The 16102-nt window shown below is 57.7% G+C and carries 10 protein-coding genes; 2 read left to right on the top strand and 8 right to left on the bottom strand.

The window, feature by feature from the left end; translation table 11 throughout:
- Positions 1 to 31: 31 nt before the first annotated feature.
- From ACXAG1_RS12070 to ACXAG1_RS12060, 3 genes are all read right to left on the bottom strand, one after another.
- Positions 32 to 2218 (bottom strand): prolyl oligopeptidase family serine peptidase, encoded by a 2187-nt coding sequence (locus ACXAG1_RS12070; protein WP_475119817.1) that lies wholly within the window; start codon positions 2216 to 2218, stop codon positions 32 to 34.
- A 187-nt stretch (positions 2219 to 2405) separates the two neighbouring features.
- Positions 2406 to 3776: an SLC13 family permease gene (locus ACXAG1_RS12065; RefSeq protein ID WP_475119816.1), complete on the bottom strand. Its 1371-nt coding sequence runs from the start codon at positions 3774 to 3776 to the stop codon at positions 2406 to 2408.
- A 54-nt stretch (positions 3777 to 3830) separates the two neighbouring features.
- A complete protein-coding gene (locus tag ACXAG1_RS12060; protein ID WP_475092304.1) occupies positions 3831 to 5471 on the bottom strand; it encodes a metallophosphoesterase family protein in 1641 nt (546 codons plus the stop codon).
- 59 nt (positions 5472 to 5530) lie between these two features.
- On the opposite strand from ACXAG1_RS12060, the gene ACXAG1_RS12055 reads away from it, so the two are divergent.
- Positions 5531 to 6481: a M90 family metallopeptidase gene (locus ACXAG1_RS12055; RefSeq protein WP_475092303.1), complete on the top strand. Its 951-nt coding sequence runs from the start codon at positions 5531 to 5533 to the stop codon at positions 6479 to 6481.
- Here the strand turns inward: ACXAG1_RS12055 and ACXAG1_RS12050 are convergent.
- The 4 genes from ACXAG1_RS12050 to ACXAG1_RS12035 form a co-directional block, all read right to left on the bottom strand.
- Entirely contained in the window at positions 6372 to 7037 is a 666-nt protein-coding gene (locus tag ACXAG1_RS12050) for a nucleotidyltransferase family protein (RefSeq protein ID WP_475092302.1), read from the bottom strand. The genes ACXAG1_RS12055 and ACXAG1_RS12050 overlap by 110 nt on opposite strands.
- Before the next feature lie 47 nt (positions 7038 to 7084).
- Complete coding sequence (locus tag ACXAG1_RS12045; protein ID WP_475119815.1) at positions 7085 to 11101, bottom strand: translocation/assembly module TamB domain-containing protein; 4017 nt, start codon at positions 11099 to 11101, stop codon at positions 7085 to 7087.
- A gap of 2 nt (positions 11102 to 11103) precedes the next feature.
- Positions 11104 to 12924 (bottom strand): autotransporter assembly complex protein TamA, encoded by a 1821-nt coding sequence (locus tag ACXAG1_RS12040; protein ID WP_475119814.1) that lies wholly within the window; start codon positions 12922 to 12924, stop codon positions 11104 to 11106.
- A 70-nt stretch (positions 12925 to 12994) separates the two neighbouring features.
- The gene (locus ACXAG1_RS12035) at positions 12995 to 13381 is read right to left on the bottom strand and encodes a hypothetical protein (protein ID WP_475092299.1); all 387 of its coding nucleotides are present in this window, start codon (positions 13379 to 13381) and stop codon (positions 12995 to 12997) included.
- Between the two features lie 345 nt (positions 13382 to 13726).
- On the opposite strand from ACXAG1_RS12035, the gene ACXAG1_RS12030 reads away from it, so the two are divergent.
- Positions 13727 to 13873 carry a DUF3149 domain-containing protein gene (locus tag ACXAG1_RS12030; RefSeq protein WP_475092298.1) on the top strand — a complete coding sequence of 49 codons (147 nt, stop codon included), beginning with the start codon at positions 13727 to 13729 and terminating at the stop codon, positions 13871 to 13873.
- A 132-nt stretch (positions 13874 to 14005) separates the two neighbouring features.
- Here the strand turns inward: ACXAG1_RS12030 and ACXAG1_RS12025 are convergent, their stop codons facing one another.
- Complete coding sequence (locus ACXAG1_RS12025; protein ID WP_475092297.1) at positions 14006 to 15979, bottom strand: acetoacetate--CoA ligase; 1974 nt, start codon at positions 15977 to 15979, stop codon at positions 14006 to 14008.
- Positions 15980 to 16102 lie beyond the last annotated feature (123 nt).

Below are 16102 nucleotides of genomic sequence, written 5' to 3'. Positions count from 1 at the left end.
CATGCCGAAACGATGACAGAAGGTTGCAGGATCAACTTTCCGGCAGTTCGGTGACCCCCATATTGAACAGGGTAAAGCCGAAAATATCCGCGTACTGTTCGATGGTCTTGGAAACCGGGGTTCCGGCACCGTGGCCTGCGTTGGTTTCGATCCGAATCAGTGTAGGCGCAGCACCCGCCTGCTTGCTCTGCAATTCTGCGGCAAACTTGAACGAGTGTGCCGGTACAACGCGGTCATCGTGATCCGCCGTCGTCACCAGAGTCGCAGGATAGCTGGTATCGGCCTGCACGTTGTGTACCGGCGAATAGCCTTTCAGGTACTGGAACATTTCTTCACTCTGCTCCGCAGTGCCGTAGTCGTAGGCCCAGCCGGCACCAGCGGTGAAGGTGTGGTAACGCAGCATGTCCATCACGCCCACCGCAGGCAGTGCCACTTTCACCAGGTCCGGGCGCTGGGTCATTACTGCGCCAACCAGCAGGCCGCCGTTGGAGCCACCACGAATCGCCAGATAGTCGCTGGAAGTGTAGCCCTGCTCAATCAGGTATTCGCCCGCCGCGATAAAGTCATCGAATACATTCTGCTTCTGCAGCTTGGTACCGGCGTCGTGCCAGCGTTTGCCGTATTCACCGCCACCGCGCAGGTTGGGCACCGCGTAGACGCCACCCAGTTCCAGCCACACCGCATTAGCGATGCTGAACGACGGGGTCAGGCTGATATTGAAACCGCCGTAGCCATACAGGATGGTCGGGTTCTTGCCGTCGAGCTTCAGGCCTTTCTTGTGGGTAATCATCATCGGCACCTTGGTGCCATCCTTGGAGGTGTAGAACACCTGCCTGGACTCGTAGCCCGCCGGGTCAAACTGTGCACCGGACTCGCGGTACACACTGGACTCCCCCTTCTTCACGTCGAACGCGAAAATGGTGGACGGGGTTTTGTAGTTGGTGAAGGAGTAGTAGAGGGTCTCGTCTTCGTACTTGCCGCCCAGGGAAGAGGCGCTACCGGGACCCGGCAAGGCAATTTCACGTACCTGCTTGCCGTTGTAATCGTACTGATACACCTTGGACAGGGCGTCCACCATGTATTCTGCGAACAGATAACCACCACCGGTTGAGGCGGTCAGTACGTTTTCGGTTTCACCGATAAAGTCCTGCCAGTTTGCCGGAGCCGGATCTGCCGCATCGACGGTGACGATCTTCTTGTTGGGCGCTTCGCGGTTGGTGACCAGGAACAGTTTGCTGCCCTGGTTATCGAGCACGTAGGTATCGGAATCGAAATCGGTCAGCACCGGCACCAGCGGCGCATCGGCCTTGGACAGATCCTGGATAAACAGGTCATTGCCTGAGGTTGACGTCGCCCCGGAAATCACCAGGAAGCGGTCATCTTCAGTGACATAACCGGAAACGTAGCGGCGCTTCTCTTCCTCGCTACCACCAAATACCAGAGCGTCCTTGGACTGAGGCTGGCCGAGTTTGTGGTAGTACAGCTTGTGCTGGTCGGTTTTCGCCGACAGTTCGCTGCCTTCCGGCTTGTCGTAGCTGGAGTAGTAGAAACCTTCGTTGCCTTTCCAGGAAATACCGGAGAACTTCACGTCCACCAGCGGCTCTTCGAGCACCTTCTTGGACTCCGCATCGATGATGTAGATTTTGCGCCAGTCGCTGCCGCCTTCGGATACGGAATACGCCGCGATGGAGCCGTCTTTGGAGAATTTCAGGGTCGACAGTGACGTGGTTCCGTCTTCACTGAAAGTATTCGGATCGAGGAAGATTTCCGCTTCGCCATCGCCCTTCTTGCGCCACACCACGTACTGATTTTGCAGGCCATCGTTGCGATAGAAGTAGGTGTAGTCACCCTCAGTGAATGGGGAACCCACTTTCTCGTAGTTCCACAGCGCTTCCAGGCGCTGCTTCAGGCTATCGCGGTAAGAAATCTGATCCAGGTAGCCGAAGGTGACTTTGTTCTGCGCCTTGACCCAGTTTTCAGTCTCTTCACTGCGGTCATCTTCCAGCCAGCGGTAGGGATCCACCACCTGAGTACCGAAATAGGTATCCACCACGTCATCCTTGCGGGTCTGCGGATAGGACAGTGCAGATGCGACGGTAGAAGCCGCACTCGCAGTCTCAACTTCACTCATGGACGTCTCTTTTTTACTCGCATCCGGGGATTCCCCCGCGCAGGCCGCCAGTACACCGGCCACCGCCAGGATAGTTATTTTTTTCACGTTCGGGACTCCTTCCGGTCGTTAACAGGAACATAGGTAAGCCGTCTAGGAAACCCAATTCGCGCCAGCAGATCAAGGTATTGAATCCACCGGCCCACAGCCCACATATTCGGCAAGAAATTCACCCCAATGAAGAATTAAAACCCGGAAAAAGCCAAGCTTAAAGATTAATTGTCTGCGATATTTCCTAAGTCAGCATCAACCAGCACACCCCGGCAATAATCAGGGAGGCCAGCACACTGAGCATGGCCCCTTCCCGTACCATTTCCTGGATGCGAATTTTGCCAGTGCCATAGGCAATCGCATTGGGGGCGGTGGCCACCGGTAACATAAACGCACAACTGGCACACATGGCTGCGGGGATCATCAACACCATCGGATCGAAGCCGGCACTTGTGGCAACCACCGCGAGAATTGGCATAAGCAACGTCGCCGTGGCGGTATTACTGGTAATTTCGGTCAGGAATGTCACCGACAGGCACAGCAGAACAAGCATCAACCACAGCGGCATGGCAGTCAGGAAGGTTAGCCCCTGCCCCATCATGTCGCTAAGTCCCGATGCAGCAAAGCCCTTGGCGATGGCAATACCGCCGGCAAACAGCAGCAGCATGCCCCAGGGGATACTTTCCGCTGTCTGCCAGTCCAACAGCCGGCCCCCTTTGCCGTTGGGTACCAGAAACATCAATACCACCGCCGCCAGCGCCACGGTACTGTCGCCCGCATCGGGCACACCCAACAGTTCACTCCAGCCCCCGAACGGTTCGTTGCGGGTTACCCAGAACAGAATCGCTACACCAAATACCGCAAGAGTGCGCACTTCTTCAGGGCGCCAGTCCCCTACTTTTGGTGTCTCCAGAGATTTGTGCAGTTCAATCCCGCGGGTTAACCACAAAGCCATTAATGGGAGAGTGATCAAAACCACCGGCAAACCTATTTTCATCCAGCTGGCAAAGCTGAATTCACGGCCGGTGACCTCTTCATAGATCCCCATAAAGATGACATTCGGTGGCGTCCCAAGAGGACTGCCAACTCCGCCGAGGCTCGCCGCGTAGGCGATTCCCAGGATAAGCGCGACGGTAAGGCGATGATTATCCGCACGAGAAAGAATGGCGAGGGCGATGGGCAACATCATCAGTGTGGTGGCGGTATTCGAGATCCACATACTGAGCAGCCCCGCCGCAAGCATAAAGCCCAGCACGAGTCGACGCCCGCTGGAAATACCCACAACACGCAACATATACAGGGCCAATCGCTCATGGGCGCCACTTTTCTCCAGTGCCTTGGACAACATAAACGCGCCCATCAGCAAAAGAATCACATGACTGCCGAACGAGGATGCCACCAGTTTATGGTCTGCCACGCCGAATAGCGGCAGCAACACGAATGGCACTATGGAGGTAGCGGGGATCGGGAGCGCTTCCGTCACCCACCAGATCACAGTCAGCAGCGTGATGGCCGCCGTAACCGCAGGTAAATACGCCATCCCCAGCGAGGAAAGTAGCAGGTAAAAACCTGCCGACAGTAGCGGTCCCAAGAGGATAAACAGCGTTCTCGACATGGCGATTCTCATTTCTTGTCTTATTTTTCGTACCCGGAAATTGCCAGCCGGCGATCAACCGGCTTCCGCAGCTACTGGCTCCGACTCAGACATACTCGCGTCCGCGCAATCTGCAAGCACACGCTTGCGGAGTACCAGGCCTGGCACCTGCCAGTCGACCTTCGGTACACCAAAGGCATCACGGCGACTGATATTCCAGCAAATTACTTGCACCGAGATTTCATTTTCAGTAGTGCCGGGCGTAAATCCCAGGGTCACGAAATTGTTGTTACCTGCCGCCTGTTCACGAGCAGTCGGCTTGCCATCCTCGGGCCGCAAATAGTGCACAGGGGCCTGGATATCGTCGGTGGGGCGATCCGGAAAAATATCCGGCGTCAGCTCCCGGGTTGCGGCGGCGCTCGGGAGACAGGCCAGCGGCGAAGAAACCACCTCCACCACCTGTTTACCGCCCAGATTAAAATGGGCAAAGCGGCTAAAGTGCACATCCCCTGCCAGAATCAATACATCCTGTGGACAATCGCGCAAGGCACGCACCAGCTCCTGATATTGCCCGGTATCCGCCAGGGAATGATCGCCGAGCCCCAGCCGGACACGCAGAGAATTTCGCCATTCTTTCTTGCGGAATTGCCACGGTGTCAGTAACGGAGCTGGCAAAACCAGTACGCCAGGACAGTCCAGTTCCCGAAGCCAACGGGTCACTCGCGCGAAGGTCGCCTCGTCGGTAAATCGCCCGTCACGACCGGGTGCGCGCTGCAAGCGGGTATCCAGCACGAAAAAACGCAGTGATTCACCAATGCTAAATTGACTGGATGTAGGTCCCGCGGGCGCCTGGTAGGCATCGAAGAGGCGTCGGGCACACTGCTCCCAAACCTCGCGCACTTTGCGTGACCACAGAACCGGAAGAAAACCGGGGGGGTTTGGGTAATCATTCCAGAATTCGTGGTCACCGGCGAGAAAGTAGTGAAACCCAGAGCGTAACTTCGCACCCATGCCACTGCGCCAGTTTTCCCGGTACTCGGATGAAAAAACACGATTGAGCTTGCGGCGAATGGCCGCACGTGATCGCAGCAACAACGGTGAGAAGTTACGAGTACTGAAGCCGGGAACAACACTCAATCCGGTATTGGAATAGGCCGTATCCAGGTATACCTGGTCTCCACCCAGAAACGAAACCTGGGGGCGATACTGCGCAGGCAGTGCAGTAATGGATTCTGCCAGAGCCTGATTATCTGCAGGGCGGTAAAAGCAGGTGCCATACCAGACATTGAACCCCTGCGAGAGGTCCACAGGCCTGCCCTGACACTCCGCGCGGGCAAGTGCAGTTTGTGCACCGCACCGCCAAAGGGATAGCTGGTAGCGCAACCCCGGCTGTAACGCGAGATTTATTCGGGTGTAGCGCAATCCTTCGGCTGTCCGATCGAACGCTACGGGTATTTCCCGGCAACTGGACTCTGTGGCGACGGCCGCTGGCGCACCTTCGGGCTCTACCCGTAACCAGAAACGTGCGGAAGAGCCCGCTGTATAATCTTCGGTAAAATCCCCAATCCAGATCAGTCCACCACTTCCCTGGGTGTAACCGTGGGGGACAATCCTGAATCGATCACTGTCGTTGACTGCCGCAGAACCAGTGACTCCCAATCCTGACAATCTATCCCTGGCAATCCCCTGCCCCGCGAATTGAATACCCGTATCCATGCCCCAATCATTTCCCTAAGCGCATTTGTTTTATTTACGCCACGTCTGGCGCGGCCCACATGGTCGCAGAATTTTACCGGAGGTCAATCTTCCAACCGGAGAGCCTCCAAGCAGGGAAATACAGTGTGAACGGCTTTTTATTGGTCATCGTGCTTGCGGTACTGGTTTGGGTACTGCCGATAATGTGGCAACGCTGGCGACGCGGCTATCTGCGCTCACGCCCCCTGACGGCACAGCAGGAACATTTTCTTGCCAGTAGCCTGGCACTATTTCCTCACCTTCCAGCAGCACGTCAGCAAGAACTGAAGGAGAACATCAGCCTGTTTTTGCGGGATAAGGAGTTTGTCGGCTGTGATGGCCAGGAAATTACCGAGGAAATCCGCATTACCATTGCAGCACATGCCTGCCTGCTGTTGCTGGATCGCCCCAACAACTGCTACCCCGATCTGAAGACAGTTCTGGTGTATCCGGACTCCTATGTCGCGCAGGAAACACACCATCATGGGCATATACAGTCCTCTCATATGAGCGCTCGCGCTGGCGAAGCCCACTACCGCGGCCCGGTGGTATTGTCATGGGGGGATTTACAACGAGGACTGACGGAACCGCAGCAAGGACACAATGTGGCTATCCACGAGTTTGCTCACAAACTGGATGAAGAAGATGGCTATGTGGACGGTCGCCCGCCTTTTGAGAAGAGCGCCGATGGAAAAACCTGGGCACCGGTGATGCGGGAAGCTTTTGCAGAATTGCGTCAGCGGCTGCAAGCCCTACACGGCGAAGCCGAACTGACGGCAGATGGAACCTCCAAGGGCTTTTCAGATAAGCCTTCGGTGCTCGATACTTACGGCGCCCAATCTCCCGCGGAGTTCTTCGCCGTCGCCACCGAGGCGTTTTTTATCATTCCGACAGCAATGGAAGCGGCGCATCCGTCACTGTATCGCGAGATGCAAAAATTTTTCCGAACAGATCCTGCCGCATTGCTGCGTGGAAGTCGTCCGGGCGGTTGATATCGCAATTGATCGCTGGATCAGCGACTTCCACATCGACAACACCGTCGGCAAAGATACGTAAGACCTTTTCCATCCCCGTATTGCGCATGCGTGCGAGTGCAGACAGGTATTTACGGCCAATGGCAATGGGGTATCCGCGAGTGCCTGCACACACCGGCACACAGATACTATCCTCGCAGGAAGCTTCCAGCAGGCGGACGAAAGTATCCGGCTCCACAAACGGCATATCCCCCAGGCAAACAAGTACCGCTTTGGGGTTGGCGCCGGATCGCTGCAGCTGCTCCACGATATGCGCAAGGCTGGCGCCAATTCCAACCGGCCACACGGGCGCATGTAACACCTGAACCGGTAATTTTCTCAGGCCATTGGCTATCACGGGATCGCGGGCGCGCAATACCACCTGTACCGACGCATCCTCAAACGCACCGGCCGCCTCCATGGCTGTTTGTAATGTCCGCAGTAACATGGGTTCGCCGTGAATACTGGCGAGGCGCTTGTCGCTACCGAATCGATGGGAGTAACCGGCGGCTAAAACCGCGACTGAATATTCCATTTTGTTTTCTCTCATCGCATTTTTTGGTGTTCAATTTATATAGCTGCTCAGTAATCCTTCTTCCACTGCAGCTCCACACTTCCGGCACCACTTTCGTTGTTATCCGATGACTTGAAATCCAGGCGCAGGTTCTTGCGCAACTCAATCTGCATCTCCGCGCGCCAGGGGTTCAACGGGTCGGTACTGCGCTGCAACTCCAGGTAGATACGGCTGGTTATGTATTTGCCAAGGCTCAGGGAGTACTGATCCTCACCACTTTCGGTTGCTTCAGACTCGAAGTCGAGGGTATCCAGCCCCACCAGGTCGCGGGTACTGGCAAGCGGGTCGAAACCGGTGCCACCGGTCTGCAGGGTGCGTACCACGCCAACCAAGCGCACCGCCTGAAGGGGCGAAATATCCGTCAGCGATTTCCCGAACAGCAGCTGGGCAAAGATCTCATCCTGCGCCGCTGCGGGGTCTGAGCTGAACTCAATCTTCGGATCGTCGGTCGTCCCGGAGATCTCGGCGGTAATTTCGCCCTCCGCGTAGGTGTGTACCCCCTTTACATAAATTGCCGCGACATTGTTTTCAAACTGCACCTGCCCTTCCTGCAGTTCAAACTTCTTGCCCAGCAGATCAAATTTGCCACGCACAATACTGATAGTACCCGCGACCTGGGGATTGGCCGCAGTCCCGGCGATATCCACTTTACCCTTCAGCTCGGAATCAAGCCCCAGGCCACGTACATAAGACTGCTGGTCCAGCACTACCTGTATGGCCAGGTCGATGTTTTCCATCAGCGGTGGACCACTCGCCTCTTCGGTAGCCCCATCCACTTCGACCTCAATCACGTCAATTTCCGGCACGCTGCTGCCAATAAAGTGCTCCACCTGTATGGCAAGCGGCCGCAAATTGAGTGTGCCCGCCAAGCTCGCGTCTTTTGTGTCACCAGACAACCGCAGGTCGCCACTGATCGCCCCCTTGGCACCCGGCATATTCAGCAAGTGCGCATTGCGGGCCGCCAGTGAAAAATCCAGCGTGGCGGGCTCTGGCCCGTTAAAACGCACTGCGCCCTCCAGATTTACGCGCCCGCGGTCCGCATCGCGAGCGCTGGCCTCTACGATACGCCAGGCATCCGGCGCAAGCTCCGCCGCGAACATAATTTGGCGCAACCGGGTATTACTCGGACGGTGCTCGTAGTAACCATTGCGTAAATTGATGTTGCCGCGGGCGTTCGGGGCACCGCTGTTACCATCTGCGGACAGGTTGAAATCCAGAGTGCCGCGCATGGTGTGAATTTCCGGGTCGAACAGGGCACCCAGCGCCGCCAGGTCGGCCTCCCCCCTCGCATCGAAATCGATGGGCAGTGGCGGTGACTCCCCCGGGGGCTTATCGCGAAACAACTGTTCCAGAATCGGGGCGATCGCGAGACTTGCGCGTGCATCGGCGGCCTGGCGGCTACCGTGGCTGGCTTCCAACTGCATCTGCAGATCTTCCGCCACGGTTTCCCAGGTCAATGACAACACCAGGGGAGACTGGACCAGCGCATCATCCCGCAGCGCCGGCGCGCGGCCGGTTACCCGAAGCTCACCAGCAAGGTCGGGCTCACGGGGGGTACCGGACGCGGTTGCGCGCAGGGAAAGTTCACCATTTTCGGTAATATCCGCGCTCAGCCACTCCTCAAAATCCGCCAGCACAGCCTGCGCCTGCAGCTCCAGATCCAGAGCCTGCTCACTCAGGGTGCCATCGGCGGTCAACTGGTTGCGGCCCGCCCATAGCAGTTTCACCTCTGACAGAGTGATCGCCGCCTGGCCATAGCTCACATCCCCCTGTACATGCCACGGCTCCCCCTGAAATTCTCCCAGGCCGAGAATATTCACACTGGCTTCCGGCGATTTGAACGGGCCGGTGAAGTTGCCGTCGAGACTGAGCTCACCACGAAGGGAAGACGGCAGCTTTACGCCGGCAAGCTCCGCCAGCCCCAATGGGATATTGCGGCCGGCAACACTGCCGTTTGCACGCTGCGCCTTCGGCTCGACAACACCGTTCAGTTCCAGCCAGGCACTACCGCGCTGGCGCGCCTGTTCTGCGTCCTGCGCCAACGCCGCCGCTCCCACAACCCGCTCCCGCGACTGGCCCGGAGTATCCGGCGCAGGCTGATTCAAGGGGTAGTCTTCCTGCGGCTCGACCGTGTCGTCCGGGCGCAGAGACTGCTGCCGCGAATGCGCAGGTTGTCCGGCAGCGGCGTAGCCGCGATACAGATCCAGACGCAACCGGTCGAATGTGATGGCCTCTGTATTGCCTGCAGCACCGCCGCGCAGGCGATACCGGTATTCCCGGTAATCTCCATCCGAGGAGAGCTGTGCGGACATTTTCGGGTTTTCCCAGGGCCCGCTCACCGACACCACGGCATCCAGGTCGACCAGGGTTCCTGGGTCCACCGGCAATCCAAACTGCTCCGCCGGCTGCAGGCCTCGCGCAGCCACATCCAGTTGTGCCTGCAGGGCCTTGGCTTCCACATTGACTTCACCACTACCGCTGGCCCTCAGCCCCTCGCCCTCCAACAGCAGGTCCTGCACCGAAAATTTCTTCGGATTGCCGGTAACATGCCCCTGTACCCGGGCGGCAAATTCCTGATATTGCAGCGCACTCGATAGCTCTACCGCCAATTCGGGGTTGGCCCAGGCTCCTTTTGCAGAAACCTGCAAGCGCTCCACAGTGCCATCCAGTTCCGGGGGAATCTCGACGTCGCGAGTCTCCTCCAGTGCCGCGAGAATACTGCGAATTTTTGCCAGCGGAAGCTGCTCGAGCTTCGCCTTCAGGTCGATTGACTCTCCCTTGATATCCACCAGCCCAGATGCCTCCACTTCCGCGTCAGCCAGTGACAGACGCGCGCCGCGGATTTGGATATCGTCTTTCACGGTTTCCACTTCCGCGGTCAGGTGGACCGGTTGATCCTGGTAGCTTGTGCGCAACTCAACAGAGCCATCGGCATTTGGCAGGGTCAGTGGACCCTTAACCACAAGATCCGCCGATAGCCAACCACCTTTCAAATAGTCCTGAAATGGCTGGGAGATCGCTACTGGCAACCGGTCCACATTAATGCGCAGATCCATGGACTCGCTGCTTACCCGCCCTCGAACCGTGTGGCGGGTATCGTCGACGGTCAGGCTGAGATCTTCGGTGGAAACAGACCACGGCGACAGCACCAGGTCGCTTTTGCCACTCAACCCAAAGCGGTGACGCACCAATGGTACAGAGAAGCGCTCAATGGTCACCTCCAGCCGGCTTTCTCCGCTCAGGCGCAGCAGGAATTTGCCGTTGGCATCCAGCCCGTTTCCCTCCGGCAGCTGCAAGGTGCGACCGAGAAAGCCGCCAGCCAGTTCGTCCGCTGACAGAGTGAGCTGATACAGCTCTTTCGACTGCATCTGCCCATCGAGACGCACGTGGAGCTTATGGCCTTCGTGTTCGGCAATATCCAGCATCAGCTCTGACGGCTTGCCCGGCCACTGGTAGCTGCCGCGCCCATTCACCGCCACAACGGGAAAGTCTTTCAGATTACTATCGATCAGAGTCAGACGGTCGACGGCAAGTCGCTCCAGCCAGAGTGCCGGCATGGTCGGGTCGTCCATCTCTTCCGCAGCGTCCTCAACCTCCTCTTCACTGACGTGGTCCTGCAGGTATTCACCCAGCACCAGATTGTCGAACAGGAGCGACCGCGCGCTGACTTCCGGAATATGGATTTGATTGCGCAGCAGCGGGCGCAACGCGATGTGTACAGTGATATTTTGCGCTTCCAACATGGTGCGCTCTTTGTAGCGCACCTGCAGCAGCTCAAAGCTCCATTTGCCCCATTGCGGGCTTCGCAGACCTTGCTCACGGATTTCCAGATCCGGTAAAAAGTGACGTGCCACCGAAAGCCCACCACGGGTAAGCAGTTCGCGACCGCTTTCTGAGCCGAGCAAAAAGAGGCTGAGAATCAGCGGTACCAGTAACATGGCCGCAAACAAGGTCAGACGCGGCCGGTTCGACCAGAATCTGCGCCGGGGAGAACGGGCGGTTTTGGCAGGGCGGGAATCCGTCATGTTCAGAACGCCTGCCCCAAACTGACGTAGATCTGATAAGCGCTATCGTCCAGGTCTTCCCGGCGATCCAGTGGAAAGGCGATGTCAAAACGCAGCGGTGCAAAAGACGTCATATAGCGAACGCCGATACCAACCCCCCAATAGAGGTCGTCAAAACTGGGCTGCGGGTCGGCGTAGGCATTACCCCCATCCACAAACAACACGCCGCCCCAGGTTTCGGTAAACCGGAAGCGGCCTTCCACGGAAATTTCACTGAGGCCGCGGCCGCCGATGGGGTCAGACAGCGTGGGCGGCTCACCGGGAACGGTTGACGGAATCAGTCGGCGCGGCCCCAGGGCCTGATAAGCGTATCCGCGCACTGAACCACCGCCGCCGGAATAGAAGCGTTCATCCGCAGGAATATCCAGATTATCGATTCCACTGATCACACCGGCCTTGATACGCACCGCCAGTGTGGGATCAAAGCGGATATCATCGCCGGTAAGATACCCAGTGCCGACCAGGGTGTTTTTTAAGAAACGTGTACTGCTTCCCTTGAGGTCAAAGTAGGGACTGACCTCCAGAGCCACGGTGGCACCGCGACGTGCATCCAGCAGGTTGTCGGTGGTGTCGATCTTGACCCCCAGGGGGAACGAAAGCAGGTTGTAATTTTCGCTCTCTTCGCCCTCTTCCTGCACCTTACTGAACTTCAGCTCGCTGCCCACACTGAAGGTTCGGTGTTTGGTGTGCCGGCGGGAAATCGTTCCGCCGATGGTGACGGCTTCTGCCTGATAGGACTCCCGATCTTCATTGGAGGCCTCAGCGGTCGCCGCCAGGTCCTGGTCATCGCGGAAAAAGCGCGGCACCAGCAGCTCTCCCTTGAGGGACTGCGTGATTTCGCTGACTCGGGTCTCGACTTCAATCTTTTCCCCGCGCCCGAGAATATTGCGGTGCTCCCAGCCTGCAGACACGCCGGCTCCCTCATCGGAGGCGTACCCCACCCCCAGGCGAATGGTGCGATGTTTTCGCTCGATCACCAGAAAGGTGACATCAACCACTCCGTCGTGAGGCTCGGATACCTCGTCATTGGCACCGGCAATAAGGTTCGTGCGCAGCAAACGCAATTTGGCAGCGTCGAGTTTGGCTCGATTAAAGCAGTCACCGGGGGAGAGTTTCAGCCGCTTGCGCAGGTAGTCTTCATTGACACTGGTGGCACCGGCGATACTCAACTCGCCAATGTGCACTTCCGGACTCGGCGCTACCCGGTACACAAGCCGCGCCGCGTGCTCGCTGTGGATAACCGTCGCCTTGTAGTCCACATCGACATTCAACAGGCAGGCATTCTCAGCCAGGTAGGATTCGATCTTTTTGACCCCCTCGGCAACCTTGACCGCTTCCAGGGGATCCCCCACTTGCAGGCCGACACCGGGAAAACCTGCCTGCAGTCGCGCAGGCATATCAATCTCGAGGGATTTGATGCGGAACTGCCGCCCCGGCACCACGCGATACAGAATCTCCCCACCGGTGACCGACTGGCGCACCCGGCCATCGTAGTAGCCGCGCGAGCGCAGCAGTTTTTCAAGGGTGCCACGCTCATAGCGCGCGACGTCATGAGGGTCCTCATAGGACTTGAGTACACTGCTGGACTTGCGCTGTTCATTCAACTGATCTTTCAGCCAATCCTGCAGCTCGCTGTTTTCGAGCACGCGCACTTTGAACTTGGGCAAACTGTCGAAAAACGGAAGCGCAACACCGGGCTGCGGCAAGAGCAGCAGCGCCGATATCAGAATTCCGATAGCAATATGTATGAAATCCGCTCCACGAGCGGGCAAAGAATCGCGCAAGACAAAAATCCGTTTGCCAACCATCCCTACTGCGACGCCGGGAGACCCAAAAAGTTGCTTCTACCCAGGCTTATTGACCGCTTCGTGCAGGCCTGTCGGCAGGTTCCAGCAGCGGGTTGCAGTTTTTAATCACTACACGCCCCTCCAGCAGGTTGCCCTTGGAGTATTCAGAGAAGATGCATTGATTGGATTTTGGGTCGTAGTTTTCCACCCAAAGGTTGTCGTCTTTCCAGGTGGACCCCAGGTGACGCTGACCGTCAGGCACACTGATGTACATCACGCCACCGAAGCGCTTTACAAATACTTGCTCAAAATGGAAGTAGTAGGCCAGCCAACCAGCGAGAAAAATAATTGCGGCAACGATCGCCCCTTTCCCCAGACTGCCAAATCGGCTGCCGGCAAACAGGCTGAGCACCACGAGGGCGATAACAGCGGCCCAGTACAAGTAGGTAATCATGCGGATCTTCCGTGAATTTATTCGGTTTATACAGGTGGAATCACTACCCCACAGGGTAGCGCAGTTTGGCGGATAGGACATGCCAAGGGCAAGGGGAAACCGGGGTCCCGGGCCACAGAAGTCACTGCTAACCTCACCTGCCGCGCAGCTGAACACTGCGCCAACAGATAGCAAGAGTGGGGGTACCCCCGGGAGGGCTGAATCGGCCGCTCAGTTGATCCAGATCAAGTGCGGCACAGCACCACACCCTAGACTGGAGCCAGTTGAGAGGACTACAGCGCAACACCCCGTTAGAGCATGCAGTCCACGTTTATATCACTTCCTCTATCGCTCAGGAGTACGAAAATGGACGCAATGATTGATCTCTTCACCAGCTTTTCTGGCCTGCTGAGCTTGGGAATCATTGGATTTGTTTGCCTGATGGGCGGATATATCACCCGGATGGCGCTACGCAAAATGAATGAAGAATTGGCTCAGCCGGCAGCCAACTGATACAGAGGCTCTCCCCGGTGCGTATTTTTTGCACGGGATCGATCCATCTACCCCGACTGTTCGCCGGGCAAGTTCGCACTTGGCCCGGCCTTTTTCATCACCGCCCGTCCTGATATCGCCTTTAAGAGGAGATTACTCTCCGGCGAGCTCTGACAAATTCTCAAACAGCTTCAATGCTTCCGGATTCGCCAACGCCTCCTGATTTTTCACCGGTTTGCCATGCACGACATTCCGCACGGCAAGCTCCACAATCTTGCCACTGATGGTACGAGGGATATCCGCCACCTGGATTACTTTCGCCGGCACATGGCGCGGGGTGGTATTGGCGCGAATGGTGGTGCGGATTTTCTGGATGAGGTCGTCGCCCAGGGTCAGCCCTTCCCGCAGCACCACAAACAGCACTACACGCACATCATCGCGCCACTCCTGGCCGATACAGATGCTGTCCAGCACCTCTTCGACTTTTTCCACCTGCCGGTAGATTTCTGCGGTACCAATGCGCACGCCACCCGGGTTCAACACCGCGTCGGAGCGGCCGTAAATGATCACGCCACCGTGCTCGGTAATTTCCGCATAGTCGCCGTGGGCCCAGACGCCGGGCCAGTTTTCGAAATAGGCGCTGTGATACTTGCTGCCGTCCTCATCATTCCAGAAGCCGATGGGCATACAGGGGAAAGACGTGGCGCACACCAGTTCACCCTTCTCCTGCTCCACCGGCTTGCCATCGTCGCTCCACACCTGCACCGCCATACCCAGACCGCGGCATTGCAGCTCACCGGGATACACCGGCAGGGTCGGGTTGCCCAGGGCAAAGCAGGAGACAATGTCGGTGCCACCAGAGATGGAGCTCAGGCATAGATCCGCCTTGATGTCCCGATACACGTAACGGAACCCCTCGTGGGCGAGCGGCGAACCGGTGGAGAGTACCGCGCGCAGGCGCTCCAGCTTGTGGCTCTCGCGCGGCTTGCAGCCGGCCTTTTCCAGCGCGGCGATGTACTTGGCACTGGTACCGAATACGCTAATGCTTTCCTCGTCCGCCATATCCCACAGGCACTGCGCTGCCGGGTAGAACGGCGAGCCATCGTAGAGCACCAAGGTAGCGCCGCAGGCGAGCCCGCTTACCAGCCAGTTCCACATCATCCAGCCGCAGGTGGTGAAGTAAAACAGGGTGTCGTCGCGGGAGATATCCGTGTGCAGGCGGTGTTCCTTAATGTGCTGCAGCAAGGTGCCGCCCACGCCGTGCACGATGCACTTGGGCACGCCGGTGGTGCCGGAGGAGTACATGATGTACAGCGGGTGATTGAATTCGGTTTGCTCAAACGTCAGTGGGCGCGCGGGCGCAGTTCCCACAAAAGCGCCGAGGCTTACGGCGCGATCCAGGCCGTCGATATCCGATTCGGTCTGCTCCGATGAGCGCGCCACTGGCACCACCACCAGCTGCTGGATCGAATCGATCTGATCGACGATCTGCTCCAGACGCGGCAGGGAGTCGATAGTTTTGCCGTTGTAGAAGTAGCCTTCACAGGCGAACAAGACTTTCGGCGCGACCTGGCCGAAACGATCTAGAACGCCATTGATACCGAAGTCCGGGGAACAGGAGGTCCAGATGGCGCCGAGGCTGGTGGTGGCGAGCATGGCCACCACAGTGTCGATGATATTGGGCATAAAACCCGCTACCCGGTCGCCCTTCTCCACTCCGGCATTGGCGAGCGCTGCGGCCAGCCGCTCTACCCGCTCAAACAGCTGGCGGTAGCTCAATTCGCGGCGGCTGCCGTTTTCCAGGCGCTCGATCAGCGCCGGCTTGTCGTCGCGAAAACGCAGCAGGTTTTCGGCAAAGTTCAACCGCGCGTCCGGGAACCACTCGGCGCCGGGCATGGTGTCTTTCCCCAGTACCCGCTCGCCGCGCTCGCTGGCAATGACTTCGCCGAAATCCCACAACTGGCTCCAGAATGCCTCGCGGTTATCCACAGACCACTGGTGCAGGGCGTGGTAATCCGGCAGGGTTTGCTGATGCAGCTCATTTACCTGGCGGCGAAACCGGTCCATCTGGGTCGCGGCAATGGCCTCTTCCGTGGGCTGCCAAAGGGGTTGCACTGGATTGCTCATGTCAGCGGGCTCTCTCATTTTTCTGTGTCGGCATTCTGTCTGAATGGTTGACCATTATTGGCCGTCTCGCCATGTGAACAATCATGCCTTGGTCTAACACTTAAGACTAATTTAAACTTATTA

This window comes from Microbulbifer sp. ABE4_465 (assembly GCF_056160765.1).
Note: the sequence above shows the minus strand (reverse complement) of the source record. Positions and strands in the feature narration are given on the sequence as shown.

Excerpts from the sequence above, each read along its gene's own strand:
- ACXAG1_RS12045 (WP_475119815.1), bottom strand. The coding sequence starts at position 11,101 with ATGACGGATTCCCGCCCTGCCAAAACCGCCCGTTCTCCCCGGCGCAGA.
- ACXAG1_RS12050 (WP_475092302.1), bottom strand. The coding sequence starts at position 7,037 with ATGGAATATTCAGTCGCGGTTTTAGCCGCCGGTTACTCCCATCGATTC.
- ACXAG1_RS12065 (WP_475119816.1), bottom strand. The coding sequence starts at position 3,776 with ATGTCGAGAACGCTGTTTATCCTCTTGGGACCGCTACTGTCGGCAGGT.
- ACXAG1_RS12055 (WP_475092303.1), top strand. The coding sequence starts at position 5,531 with ATGGTCGCAGAATTTTACCGGAGGTCAATCTTCCAACCGGAGAGCCTC.
- ACXAG1_RS12030 (WP_475092298.1), top strand. The coding sequence starts at position 13,727 with ATGGACGCAATGATTGATCTCTTCACCAGCTTTTCTGGCCTGCTGAGC.
- ACXAG1_RS12035 (WP_475092299.1), bottom strand. The coding sequence starts at position 13,381 with ATGATTACCTACTTGTACTGGGCCGCTGTTATCGCCCTCGTGGTGCTC.
- ACXAG1_RS12060 (WP_475092304.1), bottom strand. The coding sequence starts at position 5,471 with ATGGATACGGGTATTCAATTCGCGGGGCAGGGGATTGCCAGGGATAGA.
- ACXAG1_RS12025 (WP_475092297.1), bottom strand. The coding sequence starts at position 15,979 with ATGAGCAATCCAGTGCAACCCCTTTGGCAGCCCACGGAAGAGGCCATT.